Below are 18,892 nucleotides of genomic sequence, written 5' to 3' on the forward strand. Positions count from 1 at the left end.
GGCGCCGCAGACGAATCCGTAAATCCGGTGCCCAGGGAGGTGCTGGTTCCCTGTCTGCCGCCCAACGCCGAGGAACTGGCGGCCTGGCTCTCCGGGCTGCGCGGCTCCCGGGTGGCGCTGCGGGTGCCGCGCCGCGGAGACAAGCGGGCACTGGCCGACACCGTGCAGCGCAACGCCAGGGAGGCGCTGGCTCAGCACAAGCTCAAGCGGGCCGGCGACTTCACCGCGAGATCCGCCGCGCTGCAGAACATCCAGGAGTCGCTCGGTCTCGCCGATGCGCCGCTGCGGATCGAGTGCGTCGACATCAGCCACGTCCAGGGCACCGACGTGGTGGGCTCGCTGGTGGTCTTCGAGGACGGCCTCCCGCGCAAATCCGACTACCGGCACTTCGCCATCCGGGAAGCCGCCGGCGACGGCCGTTCGGACGACGTCGCCTCCATCGCCGAGGTGACCCGGCGGCGGTTCGCGCGGCACCTGCGCGACCCCGAGCAGCCACCGGACGACGGCAAGCCGCGCCGGTTCGCCTACCCGCCGAACCTGTTCGTCGTCGACGGCGGCGCGCCGCAGGTCAATGCCGCCCAGGCCGTGCTCGAGGACCTCGGCGTCACCGATGTCGCGGTGATCGGGTTGGCCAAGCGACTGGAGGAGGTGTGGGTGCCCGGCGAGGCGGACCCGGTGATCATGCCGCGCAACAGCGAGGGTCTGTACCTGCTGCAACGGGTCCGCGACGAGGCGCACCGATTCGCCGTCTCCTACCACCGCAGCAAGCGGTCCAAACGGATGACGGAGTCGGCACTGGACAGCGTGCGCGGGTTGGGCGGCGCCCGGCGTAAGGCGCTGGTCACCCACTTCGGGTCGGTGGCCCGGCTGCGTCAGGCCACGGTCGCGGAGATCACCGAGGTGCCCGGCATCGGTGCGGCGACGGCGGCCGCGGTGCTCGAAGCGCTCGGCGCGGACGCGAGACCGGCAGGCGATCCGGTCGGTTGGGACACATCGGGCGACCCGGTGGGTGATGATGCTCAGCGAGCCTTATGACCGAAACCCCCATGACAGAGAATGTGGTGACCGACCCGGCTGACGGGTCCGGCCGCGCCTCGGAAATCGACGTCGTGCTGGTGACCGGACTCTCCGGCGCGGGTCGGGGCACAGCGGCCAAGGTGCTGGAGGACCTGGGCTGGTACGTCGTCGACAACGTGCCGCCCGAACTGATCGCCCGGATGGTCGACCTCGGCCTGGCCGCCGGTTCGCGGATCACCCAACTGGCGGTGGTGATGGATGTCCGCTCCCGCCGGTTCACCGGCGACCTCGATGCGGTGCGCAGGGACCTCGCGGTCCGCAACATCACCCCGCGGGTGCTGTTCATGGAGGCGTCCGACGAGATCCTGGTGCGCCGCTACGAGAACAACCGGCGCAGCCATCCGTTGCAGGGCAACCAGACCCTGGCCGAGGGGATCGCCGCCGAGCGGGCGATGCTGGCCCCGGTGCGGGCGGACGCCGACCTGATCATCGACACCACGACGTTGGCGGTGCCGGCGCTGCGGGGCAGCATCGAGAACGCCTTCGGCGGCGAGACCGTCGCACAGACGGCCGTGACGGTCGAGTCCTTCGGATTCAAGTACGGGCTGCCGATGGACGCCGACATGGTGATGGACGTGCGTTTCCTGCCCAACCCGCACTGGGTGGACGAGCTTCGCCCGCAGACCGGCCAATCGCCGGCGGTGCGGGACTACGTCCTGGCCCAGCCCGGTGCGACGGAATTCCTGCAGACCTACCACCAGTTGCTGAAACTGGTGGCCGCCGGCTATCTGCGCGAGGGGAAGCGGTACATGACGGTGGCGATCGGGTGCACCGGCGGCAAGCATCGCAGTGTCGCGATCGCCGAGGCGCTGGCGGGCCTGCTCACCGAGAACCGGCAACTGTCGGTCCGCGTCCTGCATCGCGATCTGGGGCGGGAATGACCCTGGCACCGGAAGGACCGCTGCGCATCGTCGCCATGGGCGGCGGCCACGGTCTGTACGCGACGTTGTCCGCGGCGCGTCGGCTGACCCCGCATGTGACCGCGGTGGTGACCGTCGCCGACGACGGCGGATCCTCAGGGCGTCTGCGGTCGGAGATCGACATCGTTCCGCCGGGTGATCTTCGAATGGCGTTGGCGGCCTTGGCATCCGACAGTCCGCACGGCAGGTTGTGGGCCACTATCATGCAGCACCGGTTCGGCGGCAGCGGCGCGCTGGCCGGCCATCCGATCGGGAACCTGCTGCTGGCCGGACTCAGCGAGGTGCTCGCCGACCCGGTGGCCGCGCTGGACGAGCTGGGCCGCATCCTCGGCGTCAAGGGCCGGGTGCTGCCGATGTGTCCGCTGGCCCTGCAGATCGAGGCCGACGTCGCCGGCCTGGAGGGCGACCCGAGGATGAGCCGGGTGATCCGCGGTCAGGTCGCGGTGGCCACCACGCCGGGGAAGGTGCGGCGGGTGCGACTGCTGCCCGGTGACCCGCCGGCCACCCGCCAGGCCGTCGACGCGGTGATGAACGCCGACCTGGTGGTGCTCGGCCCGGGGTCCTGGTTCACCAGCGTCATCCCGCACGTCCTGGTGCCCGGCCTGGCCGCCGCGCTGAAGTCGACCACCGCCCGGCGGGCTCTGGTGCTGAACCTGGCCGCCGAACCGGGCGAGACGGCCGGCTTCTCCGCCGAACGTCACCTGCACGTGCTGGCGCAGCACGCGCCCGGGTTCACCGTGCACGACATCGTCGTCGACGCCGCCCGGGTGCCCTCCCAACGGGAGCGGGACCAGTTGCGCCGCACCGCGGCACTGCTGGAAGCGGTGGTTTCGTTCGCCGACGTGTCCCGACCTGGTACACCTTTACATGACCCGGCGAAGCTGGCCGCGGCGCTGGCTGCCGTGCGGTCGCGGGACACCGAGTCCGCGACGACCATCGTGCCGGTGACCGCCCCGCTGTCGCCGTCCCAGGACCCGGGTGGCCGGCTCCGAGACAGACCGAGAGGTGACTAGCTGTGGCGATGACAGCTAATTTGAAGGATGAGCTGAGTCGCCTCGTCGTCAACTCGGTCAGCGCGCGGCGGGCCGAGGTCGCCTCGCTGCTGCGCTTCGCCGGTGGCCTGCACATCGTGGCGGGGCGGGTGGTGGTGGAAGCCGAGGTGGATCTGGGCAGCATCGCCAGACGGCTGCGCAAGGACATCCACGACCTCTACGGCTACAGCTCGGTGGTGCACATGCTTTCCGCCAGCGGACTCCGCAAGGGCACTCGCTACGTGGTGCGGGTCGCCAAGGACGGCGAAGCCCTCGCGCGTCAGACCGGTCTGCTCGACATGCGCGGCCGCCCGGTCCGCGGCCTGCCCGCCCAGGTGGTCGGCGGCAGCGTCGCCGACGCCGAGGCCGCCTGGCGCGGGGCCTTCCTGGCCCACGGCTCGCTCACCGAGCCGGGCCGTTCCTCGGCCCTGGAGGTGAGCTGCCCCGGCCCGGAGGCCGCCCTGGCTCTGGTCGGTGCGGCCCGCCGCCTGGGGGTCAGCGCCAAGGCCCGCGAGGTCCGCGGCATCGACCGGGTGGTGGTCCGCGACGGCGAGGCCATCGGAACCCTGCTCACCCGGATGGGGGCCCAGGACACCCGCCTGGTCTGGGAGGAGCGGCGGGTGCGCCGCGAGGTTCGGGCCAGCGCCAACCGGCTGGCCAACTTCGACGACGCCAACCTGCGGCGCTCGGCCCGCGCCGCGGTGGCGGCGGCCGCCCGGGTGGAACGCGCGCTGGAGATCCTGGCCGACACGGTTCCCGATCACCTGTCCGCGGCCGGGAGGCTTCGGGTCGAACATCGCCAGGCGTCGCTGGAGGAGTTGGGCCGGCTCGCCGATCCGCCGATGACAAAGGACGCCGTCGCGGGACGGATCCGCCGGCTGCTGTCGATGGCCGACCGCAAGGCCAAGCAGGACGGCATACCCGACACCGAGTCGGCTGTGACCCCGGACCTGCTGGACGACGCCTGACCCGCCGCGCGGTCTAACCGGCAGCCGGCTCGGGCATCGGCTGGGAGGACATCGCCCAGCGGATCCCGCCGACCAGCAGGCGGCCGGCGGTCCGGATCGCGGTGTCCTCCACCGGCGGGAAGTAGGGCAGCCGCAGCGGCAGCCGCGCCCACGGCGGCAGCATCGAGACCGCCGTCGCGGCCAGCAGGCCGTAGGGTCCCCGGGCCAGCAGCGGCAGCGGAGGGGTGACGAGCAGGAAGCGGGCCGCGTCGCGGGCCGCCTCCGTGCTGCGCAGCTCCGGGCGGAACGCCGCGATGCGTTCCCGAAGTTCGGCCTCGCTGCGCGGCGGGTCCGGCACCCCCAGCGCGGATGCCACCCGCGCGGTGTCGGCCACGTAGCCGTCGCGACCGGCCTGATCGAGCGGCTTGCCGCCGTAGCGCCGGTGGGCCAGCAGGAAGCTGTCGATTTCGGCGATGTGCACCCACTCCAGCAGGTGCGGATCGTCGGCGCGGTACGGGCGTCCGTCCGGGGCGACGCCGTGTACGCGACGGTGGATGCCCCGCACCTTGTCCACCTCCCGTTGGGCGTCCCGGGCCGTGCCGAAGGTGGTGACGGCCAGGAAGGCGCTGGTGCGCTGCAGCCGTCCCCACGGGTCCCCGCGGTAGTCGGAGTGCTCGGCGACCCCGGCCATCGCCAGCGGGTGCAACGACTGCAGCAGCAGGGCGCGCAGGCCGCCGACGAACATCGAGGCGTCGGCGTGCACTTCCCGGATCGGCCGGTCCGGTGCGAACCAGCGCGGGCCGGGCGCCCCGTGGATCCGCTCCCGCCGTTTCGGTCCGTCCGGGCCGGCCACCGCGGCGAACAGGCCGCGGCCGAGGTGTTCCCGGATTTTGCTCACATCGAGGTCCACCGGCAGCGACAAGGTCATACAACGACGGTACGCCGCTACCGCCGAGCCGTCGTCCGGTTCCCGCGCGACTCGCTGGGCGGCACCACTAGGCTGACGGTCGGCATTGCACCTATGGCGGGACAGACGTGAGGAGACAGACGTGACCATCCGGGTCGGGGTTAACGGTTTCGGCCGCATCGGGCGCAACTTCTACCGGGCACTGTCAACCCAGCAAGCCGAGGGCAAGGCCAAGGACATCGAGATCGTGGCGGTCAACGACCTCACCGACATCGGCACCCTGGCCCATCTGCTGAAGTTCGACTCCATCCTGGGCCGGTTGCCCGAGGAGGTGTCGGTGGAGGGCGACTGCATCGTCATCGGCGGCAGGAAACTCAAGGCCCTGGCGCTCAAGGAGGGTCCGGCGGCGATTCCGTGGGGCGATCTCGGCGTCGACGTCGTCGTCGAGTCCACCGGCATCTTCACCGACGCCCGCGCCCGCGGTCACCTGGAGTCGGGTGCCAGGAAGGTGATCATCTCCGCGCCCGCCAAGGACGAGGACATCACCATCGTGATGGGCGTCAACGACGACAAGTACGACGGCAGCCAGAACGTCATCTCCAATGCGTCGTGCACCACGAACTGCCTCGGGCCGCTTGCGAAAGTCGTCAACGACGAGTTCGGCATCGTGCAGGGCCTGATGACCACGGTCCACGCCTACACCCAGGACCAGAACCTGCAGGACGCCCCGCACAGGGATCTGCGCCGCGCCCGCGCCGCCGCGCTGAACATCGTGCCCACCTCGACCGGTGCGGCCAAGGCCATCGGACTGGTCCTGCCGGAGCTGAAGGGCAAACTGGACGGCTACGCGCTTCGGGTGCCGATCCCCACCGGCTCGGTCACCGATCTGACCGTCGAGTTGAAGAAGGAGGCCGGCGTCGAGGCGATCAATGCCGCACTCAAGGCTGCCGCCGAGGGCAAGATGCGCGGCATCCTGAAGTACTACGACGCGCCGATCGTCTCCAGCGACATCGTCACCGACCCGCACAGCTCGATCTTCGACTCCGGGCTGACCAAGGTCATCGGCAACCAGGCCAAGGTGGTGTCCTGGTACGACAACGAGTGGGGCTACTCCAACCGGATCGTCGACCTGATCGCACTGGTCGGTAAGTCCCTCTAGCGGTGGCGGTCAGGAATCTCGCCGACCTGCTCGGCGAGGGGGTTGAAGGTCGCGGCGTCCTGGTGCGCTGCGACCTCAACGTCCCGCTCGACGAGAACGGCAACGTCACCGACACCGGCCGCATCGACGCCTCGGTGCCCACCCTCAAGGCGCTGTCCGACGCCGGCGCGAAGGTCGTCGTCACCGCACACCTGGGCCGGCCGAAGGGCGGACCCGAACCGGAGTTCTCGCTGGCTCCGGTGGCCAGGGTGCTCGGCGAGAGGTTGGGCCGGCACGTGCAGTTGGCCGGGGACGTGGTGGGCGCCGACGCGCTGGCCAGGGCCGAGGGTTTGACCGACGGCGACGTCCTGCTGCTGGAGAACATCCGCTTCGATCCGCGGGAGACCAGCAAGGACGACGCCGAACGGGGCGCCCTGGCCGCCCGCCTGGCCGAACTGGTCGGCGAGGACGGCGCTTTCGTCTCCGACGGCTTCGGGGTGGTGCACCGCAAGCAGGCCTCGGTCTACGACGTCGCCGCGCTGCTGCCCCGCTACGCGGGCACCCTGGTGGCCGCCGAGGTCAAGGTCCTCGAACAGCTGGCCAGGGCGGGTCAGCGGCCGTACGCGGTGGTGCTCGGCGGCTCGAAGGTCTCCGACAAGCTCGCCGTGATCGAGAACCTGGCGAGCAAGGCCGACAGCCTGATCATCGGCGGCGGTATGTGCTTCACATTCCTTGCCGCACAAGGTATCCCGGTCGGAAAGTCGCTGCTGCAGGAAGAGATGATCGACACCTGCCGGCGGCTGCTGGAGGAGTACGGCGACGTGATCCACCTGCCGGTCGACGTCGTCGTCGCCTCCGAGTTCAAGGCCGACTCGCCGCCGGAAACCGTTGCGGTGAGGGATGTTCCGGCCGACAAGATGGGACTGGACATCGGCCCGGAGTCGGTGCGGAGGTTCACCGCGCTGCTGTCCAATGCCCGAACCATCTTCTGGAACGGGCCGATGGGCGTGTTCGAGTTCCCGGCGTTCTCGGCCGGAACCAAGGGCGTGGCCGAGGCGATCATCGCCGCGACCGCCAAGGGCGCCTTCAGCGTTGTGGGCGGCGGCGATTCCGCCGCGGCCGTCCGTCGTCTCGGCCTGCCCGAGGACGGTTTCTCCCACATCTCCACCGGCGGCGGGGCGTCGCTGGAGTTCCTCGAGGGCAAGACGCTCCCGGGTATCGAAATCCTCAGTTAGGACGAGCATGTCCCGTAAACCGCTGATCGCGGGCAACTGGAAGATGAACCTCAACCACTTCGAGGCCATCGCCCTGGTGCAGAAGATCGCCTTCGCGCTGCCGGAGAAGTACTTCGACAAGGTCGACGTCACCGTCATCCCGCCGTTCACCGACCTGCGCAGTGTGCAGTCACTGGTGGACGGGGACAAACTGCGGCTGACCTACGGCGCCCAGGACCTCTCCCCGCACGACTCCGGCGCCTACACCGGCGACATCAGCGGCGCCTTCCTGGCCAAGCTGGGATGCACCTACGTCCTGGCCGGGCACTCCGAGCGGCGCACCTACCACAACGAGGACGACGCAGGAGTCGCCGCCAAGGCGGCCGCGGCGTTCCGGCACGGGCTCGTCCCCATCGTCTGCATCGGCGAGCGCCTCGAGGTGCGCGAGGCCGGCGACCACGTCGAGCACAACATCGCCCAACTGCGCGGCTCGCTGGCCGGGCTCACCACGGATCAACTGTCCCGGGTGGTCGTCGCCTACGAACCGGTGTGGGCCATCGGCACCGGCCGGGTGGCCGGTGCCGCCGACGCGCAGGAGGTGTGCGGCGCCATCCGCGCGGAACTCGCCGCCCTCGCCTCGCCGCAGGCAGCCGACGGGATCCGGGTGCTCTACGGCGGCTCGATGAACGCCAAGAACGTCGCCGAACTCGTCGCCCAGCCGGATGTCGACGGCGGCCTGGTCGGCGGGGCGTCGCTGGACGGGGAGCAGTTCGCGATCCTGTCGGCGATCGCCGCCGGGGGACCGCTGCCCTAAGGGGGTCCGGTGCCGGGGCCGGTCCGACCCGGTAGGCTGATGGCCATGATGCTCGCCCTGCAGATCACGCTGATCGTCACCAGCGTCCTGGTGGTTTTGCTGGTCCTGCTGCACCGGGCCAAGGGAGGCGGCCTGTCCACGCTGTTCGGCGGTGGCGTTCAGTCCAGCCTGTCCGGGTCGACCGTGGTGGAGAAGAACCTCGACCGGCTGACGCTGTTCGTGACCGGCATCTGGCTGACCTCGATCGTCGGCGTCACCCTGATGATCAAGTACGCGTCCTGATCAAGTTGGTGTCCTAGCACGGGAACCACCGGCACCTCATCCGGAGCCTTCCTGATCATCGAGTAACCGCTCGGCTGCGGGGAGCTCATGAATCCACGAACGTTTGTTCGAAGTAAAGATCGAGAACGAGATCTTTGGATGAACTCGGCTCTGTGGATCCTGCGCGCGGGGATCCTGCGCGCGGGCCTGCCCGCACCGATACTTGTACCCATGACCGACACCTCGCTGGAGCCCGCCTCGCTGGAGCCAATCGGCGCGGTCCACCGGACCCAGGTGGGCCGCGAGGCCACCGAACCGATGCGCGAGGACATCCGGCTGCTCGGGGCCATGCTCGGGGACACCGTCCGCGAGCAGAACGGCGAAGAGGTGTTCGAACTGGTCGAACGCGCCCGGGTGGAGTCCTTCCGGGTGCGACGCTCGGAGATCGACCGGGCGCAACTGGCCGCCATGTTCACGGGTATCGACATCCGTCGGGCCATCCCCGTCATCCGGGCGTTCAGTCATTTCGCGCTGCTGGCCAACGTCGCCGAGGACATCCACCGGGAGCGGCGCCGGGAGATTCACGTAGCCGCCGGCGAGGCCCCGCTGGACAGCACGCTGGCCGCGACCTACCGCAAACTCGACGCGGCGGGTCTTCGCGCCGACGACGTCGCCGGCAAACTGGCCGGTGCGCTGGTGTCTCCGGTCATCACCGCCCACCCCACCGAGACCCGGCGTCGCACCGTGTTCGACACCCAGAACCGCATCACCCGGCTGATGCGGCTGCGGATGCACGGCCGCACCGAGACCGACGACGGCCGCCCGATCGAGTTGGAGTTGCGCCGGCAGGTCCTCACCCTGTGGCAGACCGCGCTGGTCCGGTTGTCCCGATTGAAGGTGGCCGACGAGATCGGGGCGGGCCTGCGCTACTACCCGGCCTCCTTCTTCGAAGTGGTCCCCAAGGTCAACGCCGCCGTGCGCGAGGCGCTGCGCAGCCGCTGGCCGGACGCCGGACTGCTGCGCCGCCCCATCGTGCGTCCGGGATCCTGGATCGGCGGTGACCGGGACGGCAACCCGAACGTGACCGCCGACGTGGTGAGGCTGGCCACCGGTAGTGCCGCCCACACCGCGCTGGCCTATTACTTCGACGAACTCGCCCTGCTCGAGCAGGAACTGTCGATGTCGGCCCGGCTGGTCGCGGTCGACGACGCGCTCTCCGAGTTGGCGTCGGCATGCACCGTCGAGGCGCGGGCCGACGAGCCCTACCGGCGGGCGGTCCGGGTGATCCGCGCCCGGCTGACCGCGACGGCCGCCGAAGTCCTCGACCGGATGCCCGAACACGTCCTCGACGACGGGTTGCCGGCCTACCGGTCGGCGGAGCAGATGCAGTCCGACCTCGCGGTGATCGACGCCTCGCTGCGCAATCACGGCAGCGCGGTGCTCGCCGACGACCGGCTGGCCCGGCTGCGGGATGCCCTGGACGCCTTCGGTTTTCATCTGTGCGGCCTGGACATGCGGCAGAACTCGGAGATGCACGAGCAGGTGGTGACCGAACTGCTGGCCTGGGCCGGGGTGCACCCCGACTATGCCGGACTGTCGGAGCACCAGCGGGTCTCGCTGCTGGTGGGGGAGTTGTCCACTCGTCGGCCGCTGGTGCGTGAGGGCGCCGAGTTGTCGGAACTGGCACGCAAGGAACTCGACGTCGTCGCCGCGGCGGCCGCGGCGGTCCGGGCGCTGGGCGCCGAGGCGGTGCCCACCTACATCATCTCGATGTGCCGGTCGGTGTCGGACATGCTTGAGGCCGCCCTGCTGCTGAAAGAAGCAGGGCTGCTGGATCTTTCGGGGGATGAACCCTACGCTCCGGTGGGCATCGTGCCGCTGTTCGAGACGATCGACGACCTGCAGCACGGTTCGTCGATCCTGCGGGCCGCCCTCGATGTGCCGGTCTACCGCGCCATGGTGGCCGGCCGCGGGAACAGCCAGGAGATCATGCTGGGCTATTCGGACTCCAACAAGGACGGCGGATACCTGGCCGCCAACTGGGCGCTCTACCGCGCCGAACTGGACCTGGTGGAGGCCGCCCGCGACACCGGAATCCGGTTGCGGCTCTTCCACGGCCGCGGCGGGACGATCGGCCGCGGCGGCGGACCGAGCTACGACGCGATCCTGGCCCAGCCGCCCGGGGCGGTCAACGGCTCGCTGCGGCTGACCGAACAGGGTGAGGTGATCGCCGCCAAGTACGCCGAGCCGGGGATCGCCCACCGCAACCTGGAGAGCCTGGTCGCCGCCACCCTGGAGTCCACCCTGCTCGACGTGGAGGGCCTCGGGGACGCCGCCGGGCCCGCCTATCGGGTGCTCGACGATCTGGCCGCCCGCGCCCGGCGCGCGTACGCGGAATTGGTCCACGACACAGCGGGATTCGTCGAATACTTCGAACAGTCCACCCCGGTCGGCGAGATCGGCTCGCTCAACATCGGCAGCCGGCCCACCAGTCGCAAGGCCACCACCTCGATCTCCGACCTGCGTGCCATCCCGTGGGTGCTGGCATGGAGCCAGTGCAGGGTGATGCTGCCCGGCTGGTACGGGACCGGCACCGCCCTGCGGGAGTGGATCGCCGACGGTGACCCCGAGGCGCGGGTGGCGGTGCTGCGGGATCTCTACCGGAGGTGGCCGTTCCTCCGGACGGTGTTGTCCAACATGGCGCAGGTGCTGGCCAAGTCCGATATGGGGCTGGCGGCCCGCTACGCGGAGCTGGTGACCGACGCCGAGTTACGCGACCGGGTCTTCGGGATGATCCGGGCCGAACACGAGCGCACCATCGAGATGCACAGACTGGTGACCGGCCAGGAGGATCTGCTGGCCGACAATCCGGCGCTGGCCCGGTCGGTGTTCAACCGGTTTCCCTACCTGGAACCGCTGAACCATCTGCAGGTGGAACTGCTGCGCCGGTACCGCGGCGGCGAGGACGACGAACTGCTCCGAAGCGGGATCCTGCTGACCATGAGCGGACTGGCGTCGGCCCTGCGCAACAGCGGCTAAGCGGACTTGCCGGGTGATCACTTCCGCTTGACGACGCCGACCACTCCGCGTACGAGCGACTCGGTGGCGGCGACCGGCGCCATGGCCGTCTCGGCGAGGTCGACCAGGCGCTGGACCCGGCCCATCACCCCTTCCAACTGACCGAGGCTGGCGTTGAGCCGGTTCAGTGTCTCGTCGAAGTAGGCCAGCGAGGCTTCCATCGTCATGACCGACTTGTTGAGATTGCCCAGGTTCAGTTCGAGGTCGTCGAGGATGTGGTCCATCTGGTCGACCGTCTCGTCGGCATTGAGGGCGGCCTGCGCCAGCGTTCTGATCCGGTCGGCGGCGCTGCGGGGCCGTTCGTTGTCGTCGTCCATGGCCTCAGTCTGACAGCTTGCCCGCGGCCGCGGCGTCAAGAAGCCAAATCGTCTTCTCGCTGCCGCGCGCGCCGGCCGCCGGCCAGTCGTCGGGGTCGGCGCCGGCCACGGCGGCCGCCACCGCGTCGGCCTTGGCGGCCCCGGACACCACCAGCCACACCTGCCGGGATCGGCGCACCGCCGGCAGGGTCAGGGTGATGCGCTTCGGCGGCGGCTTGGGCGAGTCGGTGACCGCGACCACCATCCGGTCGGCCTCGCGCACCGCGGCGGTGTGCGGGAACAGCGAATTGATGTGACCCTCGCCGCCCATGCCGAGCAGGTGGACGTCGAATGCCGGTGTGGCCTGGCCCCTTTCGGCATCGGTCAAGGCGGCCGTGTCGGCCAGTGTCGCCGCGTAGGCGCGCGCCGCGGCGTCGATGTCCTCGCCGAACTCCCCGTCGCTGGGCGGCATCGGGTGGATATTGGCGGCGGGGATGTCGACACGATCCAGCAGTGCTTCGCGGGCCTGCTTCTCGTTGCGGTCGTCGTCGTCACGGGGGACGAAGCGGTCATCGCCCCAGAACAGATGCACCCGACCCCACTCGACCGGATGGCCGCCTAGCACCTTGAGCAGTCCGATTCCGGTGCCGCCGCCGGTCAGCACCACCATGGCGCGCCCGCGTTCGGTGATGGCCGCCGCGATCGCCCCGGCCAACCGGTCGCCGGCGGCCCGCACCAGCGCCTCGGTGTCCGGGTAGGTGTCGACGCTCACGTCCGGTTCAGCCACCCGCGTAATGGACCTTGTCCAGGGCGCGCAGTGCCTCGTGGTAGACCTCGTCGGGGTCCAGTCGGCGCATGTCCTCGGAGAGGCACTCGCGGGTTTCCCGCCGGGCCAGCGGCAGTTGGGCCTCCGGCCTGCCGGTCCGGCTCAGCGTTGCGGTCGACCCGTCCTGGGGGCGGCTGAGCCGCACCGTCTGGCTGGGTTGCTGCAGTTCGACCATCAGCGGGCCGACTTCCCGGCGCACTGTGCCGTCGATGCGGCTGGCCAGCCAGCCGGCCAGGATGTCGAGGGCCGGTTCCCCCGCCAGTCCGGAGACCACCGCACCGGTGATCGGTTCGTACGGCGGCTGATCCAGCGCGGAGGCCAGCAGTGCGCGCCAGTAGGTGATCCGGCTCCAGGCCAGGTCGGTGTCGCCCGGGGTGTACCCCTTGATCCGGCTGCGCAGCGAGGCCAGCGGATCCTCCGCCCGGGTGGCGTCGGTGATACGGCGAATAGCCAAGCGGCCCAGGGGATCCTGCGCCGGAACATCCGGAGCGGCACCCGGCCACCAGGCCACCACCGGAGTGTCGGGCAGCAGGAACGGCAGCACGACGCTGTCGGCGTGGGCGGCCAGCGGGCCGGCGGTCTTGAGCACGACGACCTCACCGGCTCCGGCGTCGCCGCCCACCCGCAGTTGCGCGTCCAGGCGTGCGTCGGAGGCCAACCGGTCGACCGGGACCACCACGATGATGCGGCAGGGGTGTTCGCGGCTGGCGGCGACCGCGGCGTCGACGGAGTACTCGAGGATCTCCTCGCAGTCCAGTGCGACCACCAGGGTCAGCACCCGGCCCAGGGTGATCGCGCCGCCCTCCTCGCGCAGGGCGGTTATCCGCTTGTTGATCGTGTTGGTGGTGGTGTCGGGAAGATCGACAATCATTGGCTCGTTCCTCGCTCTGCATCGTCGCGGGCGCCGGCGCTCATCGTTAGGGCCTTCTCCATTCCCGGCCCGATCGCTGCAGCATCTCGAACGCGGATTCCGGGCCCCAGGAACCGGACGGGTACGGGTCGGGCTGTCCGTGGGTCGCCCAGTACTCCAACGCGGGGTCGAGGATCTTCCAGGACAGTTCCACCTCTGCGTTGCTCGGGAACAGCGAGGGTTCGCCGAGCAGGACGTCGAGGATCAGCCGCTCGTAGGCCTCGGGGGAGTCCTCCGCGAACGCCGAACCGTAGGAGAAGTCCATGTTCACGTCGCGGACCTCCATGGTGCTGCCGGGCACCTTGGAGCCGAAGCGCAGCGTGATGCCCTCGTCCGGCTGCACCCGGATCACCAGGGCGTTCTGGCCGAGGTCCTCGGTCATCGTCGCGTCGAACGGCAGATGCGGCGGACGCTTGAACTGCAGGGCGATCTCGGTCACCCTGCGCCCCAGGCGTTTTCCGGAGCGCAGGTAGAACGGCACACCGGCCCAGCGGCGGGTGTCGACGTCGAGGGTGATGGCCGCGAAGGTCTCGGTGGTCGAGGTCTTGGAGAAGCCCTCCTCGTCGAGCAGGCCGACCACCTTCTCACCGCCCTGCCAGCCCCCGGCGTACTGACCGCGGGAGGTCGTCTGGTCCAGCGGCCGGGCCAGCCGGGTGGCCGCCAGCACCTTGATCTTCTCCGCGCGCACCTCGTCGGGGTGGAAGCTCACCGGCTCCTCGAGGGCGGTGAGCGCCAGCAGTTGCAGCAGGTGGTTCTGGATGACGTCGCGTGCGGCGCCGATGCCGTCGTAGTACCCGGCCCGCCCGCCCAGGCCGATGTCCTCGGCCATGGTGATCTGCACGCTGTCCACATAGTGGCTGTTCCAGATCGGCTCGAACAGTTCGTTGGCGAAGCGCAGCGCCAGGATGTTCTGCACCGTCTCCTTGCCGAGGTAGTGGTCGATGCGGAACACCGACTTCTCCGGGAAGACGCCGTTGACCACCTTGTTCAGTTCGATGGCGCTGGCCAGGTCGTGGCCGAACGGCTTCTCGATCACCACCCGGCTCCAACGGCCGTCGGTGGGGTTGGCCAGTCCGGAATTCTTGAGTTGCTCGGTCACCACCGGGAACGCGTTCGGTGGAATCGAGAGATAGAAGGCGTGGTTACCGCCCGTCCCGCGTTCTACGTCGAGTTTCTCCAGCGTCTCCGCCAGCCGATTGAAGGAGGCCGCGTCGTCGAAGGTGCCCTGGACGAACCGGATCCCCTGGGCCAGCCGGTCCCAGACCTCCTGGCGGAACGGGGTCCGGGCGTGCTCCCTGACCGCGTCGTGGACGATCTCGGCGAAGTCCTGGTGCGCCCAGTCCCGGCGGGCGAAACCGACCAGCGCGAACGACGGTGGCAGCAGACCCCGGTTGGCCAGGTCGTAGATCGCCGGCATCAGCTTCTTGCGGGACAGGTCTCCGGTCACGCCGAAGATGACCACACTGCACGGGCCGGCGATGCGCGGCATCCGCTTGTCACGCTTGTCGCGCAACGGGTTGTGCCAGCCGGACGGTCCGGCCACCGGCGCGGCGTCGGTGTCGAGGCTCATTTCCGGTGCGCGTCCAACTGGCCCTGGGTGGCCTCCAGAAGTTCGTGCCAGGATTTCTCGAACTTGTCCACGCCGTCCTCCTCGAGATGGCGGAAGGCGTCGGCGAGGTCGATGCCGACCGCTTCCAGGTCGTCGAACACCGCCTGTGACTCCGCCGCGGTGCCCTCGATGGTGTTGCCGTGGACGTGGCCGTGGTCGGCAACGGACTCCAGGGTCTTCTCGGGCATGGTGTTCACCGTGTCCGGAGCGACCAGTTCGGTGACGTAGAGGGTGTCGGGGTAGTCCGGGTTCTTCACGCCGGTCGAGGCCCACAGCGGCCGTTGCACCCACGCGCCGGCCTCGGCCAGTGCCGTCCAGCGTCCGCCCGAGCCGAACACCTCCTGGTAGGCGGCGTAGGCCAGTCGGGCGTTGGCCACGCCGGCCTTCCCGCGCAGAGCCAGGGCCTGCGGGGTGCCGATCTTCTCCAGGCGCGCGTCGATGTCGGTGTCCACCCGGGAGACGAAGAACGAAGCCACCGAGTGGATGCCGTTGAGATCGTGGCCTGCGGCCCTGGCCGCCTCCAGGCCGGCCAGGTAGGCATCCATCACCGCGCGGTGCCGTTGGACCGAGAAGATCAGCGTGACGTTCACCGAGATGCCCTCCGCGATCACCGCGGTGATGGCCGGCAGCCCGGCCAGGGTGGCCGGGATCTTGATGAGCAGATTGGGCCGGTCGACGATCTTCCACAGTTCGATCGCCTGCAGGATCGTCTTGTCGGTGTCGTGGGCCAACCGCGGATCGACCTCGATGGACACCCGTCCGTCGACCCCGTTGGACCCGCTCCACTGCGGCCGCAACACGTCACAGGCCTCCCGCACGTCGTCGGTGGTCGCGGTCCGGATGACGGCGTCGACGTCGGCGCCACGCTCGGCCAGTTCGGCCACCTGCGCGTCGTAGGCGGTGCCCTTCGACAGCGCCGCCTGGAAGATCGACGGGTTGGTGGTGACACCGACGATGCTGCGGGTGTCGATGAGTTCCTTGAGGTTTCCCGACCGCAACCGGTCGCGGGACAGGTCGTCGAGCCAGACGGACACGCCCGCCGCGGACAGATCCGCGAGATTCTTGTTCTGGGCCATGGGGATTCCTTACTCGGGGTGGTTAGTTGCCTAGAGCGCGCTCAGCGGCGGCGACGACCGCCTCGGGGGTGAAGCCGAACTCGCGGAACAAGGTCTTGTCGTCGGCCGACTCGCCGAAGCGTTCGATCGAGACGATCTCGCCGGCGTCTCCGGCGTATTTGTGCCAGCACTGCGCGATGCCCGCCTCGACGACGACGCGGGCGGTGGCACCCGGGGGCAGCACGCTGTCCCGGTAGGACTGCGGCTGGGCCTCGAACCACTCCACGCAGGGCATCGACACCACGGCGGCCTTGACGTCCCTGCCGCCCAGGGTCTTGGCGGCCTCGACGGCCAGCTGCACCTCCGAGCCGGTGGCGATGATGATCACGTCGGCGTCGCCCGGGTCGCCGCTGAGCGCGTAGCCGCCGCGCGCGACGCCCTCGCTGCTGGTGCCCTCCAGCACCGGCACGCCCTGCCGGGTCAGGATCAAGCCGGTCGGGCCGTTGCCGCCGGTTCGCTCCAGGATCGCCCGCCAGGCGTGGGCCGTCTCGTTCGGGTCGGCCGGACGCACCACCGACAGCCGGGGGATCGCCCGCAGCGAGGCCAGGTGTTCGACCGGCTGGTGGGTCGGACCGTCCTCGCCCAGGCCGATCGAGTCGTGCGTCCACACGTAGATCGCCGGGATGTTCATCAGCGCGGCCAGCCGGACGGCGCCGCGCATGTAGTCGGCGAACTGCAGGAACGTGCCGCCGTAGGCGCGGGTCGGTCCGTGCAGCACGATCCCGGACAGGATCGCGCCCATGGCGTGTTCCCGGATCCCGAAGTGCAGCGTGCGTCCGTACCAGTCGGCGGTCCAGTCCTCGGTCGAGATCGAGGGCGGCCCAAAGGATTTCGCGCCCTTCATGGTGGTGTTGTTGCTTCCGGCCAGGTCGGCCGAACCGCCCCACAACTCGGGCAGCACCGGCCCCACCGCCGACAGGACGTCGCCGGAGGCGGCCCGGGTGGCCACCGCCTTGGAGCCGGGCTCCCAGTACGGCAGCGCGGACTCCCAGCCGTCGGGCAGCCGGCCGGCCAACAGCCGGTCCAGCAGCGCCTTGCGTTCGGGCTCGCGCCCGGCCCATGCGTCGAAGTCGGACTGCCAGGCCGCATGGGCGGCGCGGCCGCGGTCGAGAAGCCTGCGGGTGTGGGCGATCACCTCGTCGGTGACCTCGAAGCTCTTGTCGGGGTCGAAGCCGAGCACCTTCTTGGTGGCGGCCACCTCCTCGGCGCCCAGCGCCGAGCCGTGCACGCCGCCGGTGTTCATCTTGGTGGGCGCGGGGTAGCCGATGATGGTGCGCAGGGCGATGAACGACGGCTTGTCGGTGACGGCCTTGGCCCGCTCGATGGCCTCCTCGATGCCGGCGACGTTCTCGCCGCCCTCGACCACCTGGACGTGCCAGCCGTAGGCCGCGTAGCGGGCCGGGGTGTCCTCGGTGAAGGCGATGTTGGTGTCGTGCTCGATGGAGATCTCGTTGTCGTCCCAGATCACGATGAGGTTGCCCAGCTGCTGGGTGCCCGCCAGCGAGCAGGCCTCGCCGGTGACGCCCTCCTCCATGTCCCCGTCCGAGGCGATCACATAGATGTAGTGGTCGAACGGGCTGGCGCCGGGCGCGGCGTCGGGGTCGAACAGCCCGCGCTCGTAGCGGGAGGCCATCGCCATGCCGACCGCCGATGCCAGGCCCTGGCCCAACGGCCCGGTGGTGATCTCCACGCCCCTGGTGTGGCCGAACTCCGGGTGGCCCGGGGTCTTGGAACCCCAGGTGCGCAGCGCCTCGATGTCGGAGAGCTCCAGGCCGAACCCGCCGAGATACAGCTGCAGGTACAGCGTCAGGCTGGAGTGCCCGCAGGACAGTACGAAGCGGTCCCGGCCCAGCCAGGCGGTGTCGTTGGGATCGTGCCGCATCACCCGCTGGAACAGGGTGTAGGCCACCGGCGCCAGGCTCATCGCGGTGCCGGGGTGGCCGTTGCCGACCTTCTGCACGGCGTCGGCGGCGAGCACCCGGACCGTGTCGACCGCGCGGGAGTCCAGATCGGTCCAGTCGCCGGGGTGGTGTGGCTGGGTCAGGGCGGAAATCTCTTCGAGCGTGGTCAACGCAGTCACTCCTGGCGAGGTCGAATCAGACGGCAACCCGGTACTGCTGCACACCCTAGTGGGGGAATCCGCCCGGCAGTACCGAATCGCCGTCGTCGCGGTCTACCATCCTCGGTAGTAGACGGTGGGCGGCGATGCGCCGCCGTGAAGGAGTTGGCCACGTGAGGATTCGCGACACCCGCCTCGTCGGCGAGAGCGACGCCGCCGCGCGCGGCCGGATCCGAACCAGCCTGCTGGGCTACCTGGCGCTGACCAAGCCCCGCGTCATCGAGTTGTTGCTGGTCACCACGATCCCGGCCATGCTGCTGGCCGACCGCGGCCACGTCGATCCGGTCCTCATCCTCAACACGCTGTTCGGCGGGATGCTGGCCGCCGGCGGCGCCAACACGCTGAACTGCGTGGCCGACGCCGACATCGACAGGGTCATGAAGCGCACCGAGCGCCGGCCGCTGGCCCGCGCGGTGGTGCCGCGCAGCCACGCCTTCGGGTTCGGTCTGGCACTGTCGGTCGGATCGTTCTTCTGGCTGTGGTGGACCACCAATCTGCTCTCGGCACACCTGGCCGCGGCGACCATCGCGTTCTACGTGCTGGTCTACACCCTGCTGCTCAAGCGCCGCACGCCGCAGAACGTGGTGTGGGGCGGCGCGGCCGGCTGCATGCCGGTGATGATCGGCTGGT

Annotated in this window: 17 protein-coding genes; 10 read left to right on the plus strand and 7 right to left on the minus strand. The window is 70.0% G+C overall.

From position 1 onward, the window contains the following. From uvrC to whiA, 4 genes are all read left to right on the plus strand, one after another. On the plus strand, nucleotides 1-1,035 hold a 1,035-nt coding region (gene uvrC, locus ADBZ5U_RS00660; protein WP_526261299.1), incomplete at its 5' end, for an excinuclease ABC subunit UvrC. 11 nt (nucleotides 1,036-1,046) lie between these two features. Further along, complete coding sequence (rapZ, locus tag ADBZ5U_RS00665; RefSeq protein WP_526261301.1) at nucleotides 1,047-1,958, plus strand: RNase adapter RapZ; 912 nt, start codon at nucleotides 1,047-1,049, stop codon at nucleotides 1,956-1,958. Further along, nucleotides 1,955-3,010, plus strand: a complete 1,056-nt coding sequence (yvcK, locus tag ADBZ5U_RS00670) for a uridine diphosphate-N-acetylglucosamine-binding protein YvcK (protein ID WP_526261303.1) — start codon at nucleotides 1,955-1,957, stop codon at nucleotides 3,008-3,010. Before rapZ ends, yvcK begins: the two co-directional genes overlap by 4 nt. Before the next feature lie 2 nt (nucleotides 3,011-3,012). Beyond that, a complete protein-coding gene (gene whiA, locus ADBZ5U_RS00675; protein WP_526261305.1) occupies nucleotides 3,013-3,996 on the plus strand; it encodes a DNA-binding protein WhiA in 984 nt (327 codons plus the stop codon). Between the two features lie 13 nt (nucleotides 3,997-4,009). On the opposite strand, the gene ADBZ5U_RS00680 is transcribed toward whiA, so the two are convergent. Further along, entirely contained in the window at nucleotides 4,010-4,903 is an 894-nt protein-coding gene (locus ADBZ5U_RS00680) for an oxygenase MpaB family protein (RefSeq protein ID WP_526261307.1), read from the minus strand. Nucleotides 4,904-5,024: 121 nt separating this feature from the next. On the opposite strand from ADBZ5U_RS00680, the gene gap reads away from it, so the two are divergent. From gap to ppc, 5 genes are all read left to right on the plus strand, one after another. Next, complete coding sequence (gene gap / locus ADBZ5U_RS00685) at nucleotides 5,025-6,041, plus strand: type I glyceraldehyde-3-phosphate dehydrogenase (protein WP_526261310.1); 1,017 nt, start codon at nucleotides 5,025-5,027, stop codon at nucleotides 6,039-6,041. A 2-nt stretch (nucleotides 6,042-6,043) separates the two neighbouring features. After that, complete coding sequence (locus ADBZ5U_RS00690) at nucleotides 6,044-7,255, plus strand: phosphoglycerate kinase (protein ID WP_526261312.1); 1,212 nt, start codon at nucleotides 6,044-6,046, stop codon at nucleotides 7,253-7,255. Between the two features lie 7 nt (nucleotides 7,256-7,262). Then, complete coding sequence (gene tpiA, locus ADBZ5U_RS00695) at nucleotides 7,263-8,048, plus strand: triose-phosphate isomerase (RefSeq protein ID WP_526261314.1); 786 nt, start codon at nucleotides 7,263-7,265, stop codon at nucleotides 8,046-8,048. A gap of 45 nt (nucleotides 8,049-8,093) precedes the next feature. Continuing rightward, nucleotides 8,094-8,330: a preprotein translocase subunit SecG gene (gene secG / locus ADBZ5U_RS00700; RefSeq protein ID WP_526261316.1), complete on the plus strand. Its 237-nt coding sequence runs from the start codon at nucleotides 8,094-8,096 to the stop codon at nucleotides 8,328-8,330. Nucleotides 8,331-8,540: 210 nt separating this feature from the next. Continuing rightward, nucleotides 8,541-11,348 carry a phosphoenolpyruvate carboxylase gene (gene ppc, locus ADBZ5U_RS00705; protein ID WP_526261340.1) on the plus strand — a complete coding sequence of 936 codons (2,808 nt, stop codon included), beginning with the start codon at nucleotides 8,541-8,543 and terminating at the stop codon, nucleotides 11,346-11,348. Nucleotides 11,349-11,365: 17 nt separating this feature from the next. Here the strand turns inward: ppc and ADBZ5U_RS00710 are convergent, their stop codons facing one another. Genes ADBZ5U_RS00710 through tkt form a run of 6 tightly spaced genes read right to left on the minus strand, consistent with a single transcriptional unit; the run spans nucleotide 11,366 to nucleotide 18,214 of the window. Continuing rightward, on the minus strand, nucleotides 11,366-11,704 hold the full coding sequence (locus ADBZ5U_RS00710) for an ATPase (RefSeq protein WP_526261318.1): 339 nt from the start codon (nucleotides 11,702-11,704) through the stop codon (nucleotides 11,366-11,368). A 4-nt stretch (nucleotides 11,705-11,708) separates the two neighbouring features. Next, nucleotides 11,709-12,470, minus strand: coding sequence for a 6-phosphogluconolactonase (gene pgl / locus ADBZ5U_RS00715; protein WP_526261320.1), 762 nt, complete (start codon nucleotides 12,468-12,470; stop codon nucleotides 11,709-11,711). Next, complete coding sequence (gene opcA / locus ADBZ5U_RS00720; RefSeq protein WP_526261322.1) at nucleotides 12,463-13,380, minus strand: glucose-6-phosphate dehydrogenase assembly protein OpcA; 918 nt, start codon at nucleotides 13,378-13,380, stop codon at nucleotides 12,463-12,465. Before opcA ends, pgl begins: the two co-directional genes overlap by 8 nt. A gap of 46 nt (nucleotides 13,381-13,426) precedes the next feature. Then, nucleotides 13,427-14,989, minus strand: coding sequence for a glucose-6-phosphate dehydrogenase (gene zwf / locus ADBZ5U_RS00725; protein WP_526261324.1), 1,563 nt, complete (start codon nucleotides 14,987-14,989; stop codon nucleotides 13,427-13,429). Further along, nucleotides 14,986-16,104, minus strand: a complete 1,119-nt coding sequence (tal, locus tag ADBZ5U_RS00730; protein ID WP_526261326.1) for a transaldolase — start codon at nucleotides 16,102-16,104, stop codon at nucleotides 14,986-14,988. Before tal ends, zwf begins: the two co-directional genes overlap by 4 nt. Before the next feature lie 22 nt (nucleotides 16,105-16,126). After that, complete coding sequence (tkt, locus tag ADBZ5U_RS00735) at nucleotides 16,127-18,214, minus strand: transketolase (RefSeq protein WP_526261328.1); 2,088 nt, start codon at nucleotides 18,212-18,214, stop codon at nucleotides 16,127-16,129. A 161-nt stretch (nucleotides 18,215-18,375) separates the two neighbouring features. On the opposite strand from tkt, the gene ADBZ5U_RS00740 reads away from it, so the two are divergent. Next, a partial coding sequence (locus tag ADBZ5U_RS00740; protein ID WP_526261330.1) for a heme o synthase occupies nucleotides 18,376-18,892 on the plus strand: 517 nt, incomplete at its 3' end.

The organism is Mycobacterium sp. (assembly GCF_040398885.1).
Taxonomy (GTDB): Bacteria; Actinomycetota; Actinomycetes; order Mycobacteriales; family Mycobacteriaceae; genus Mycobacterium.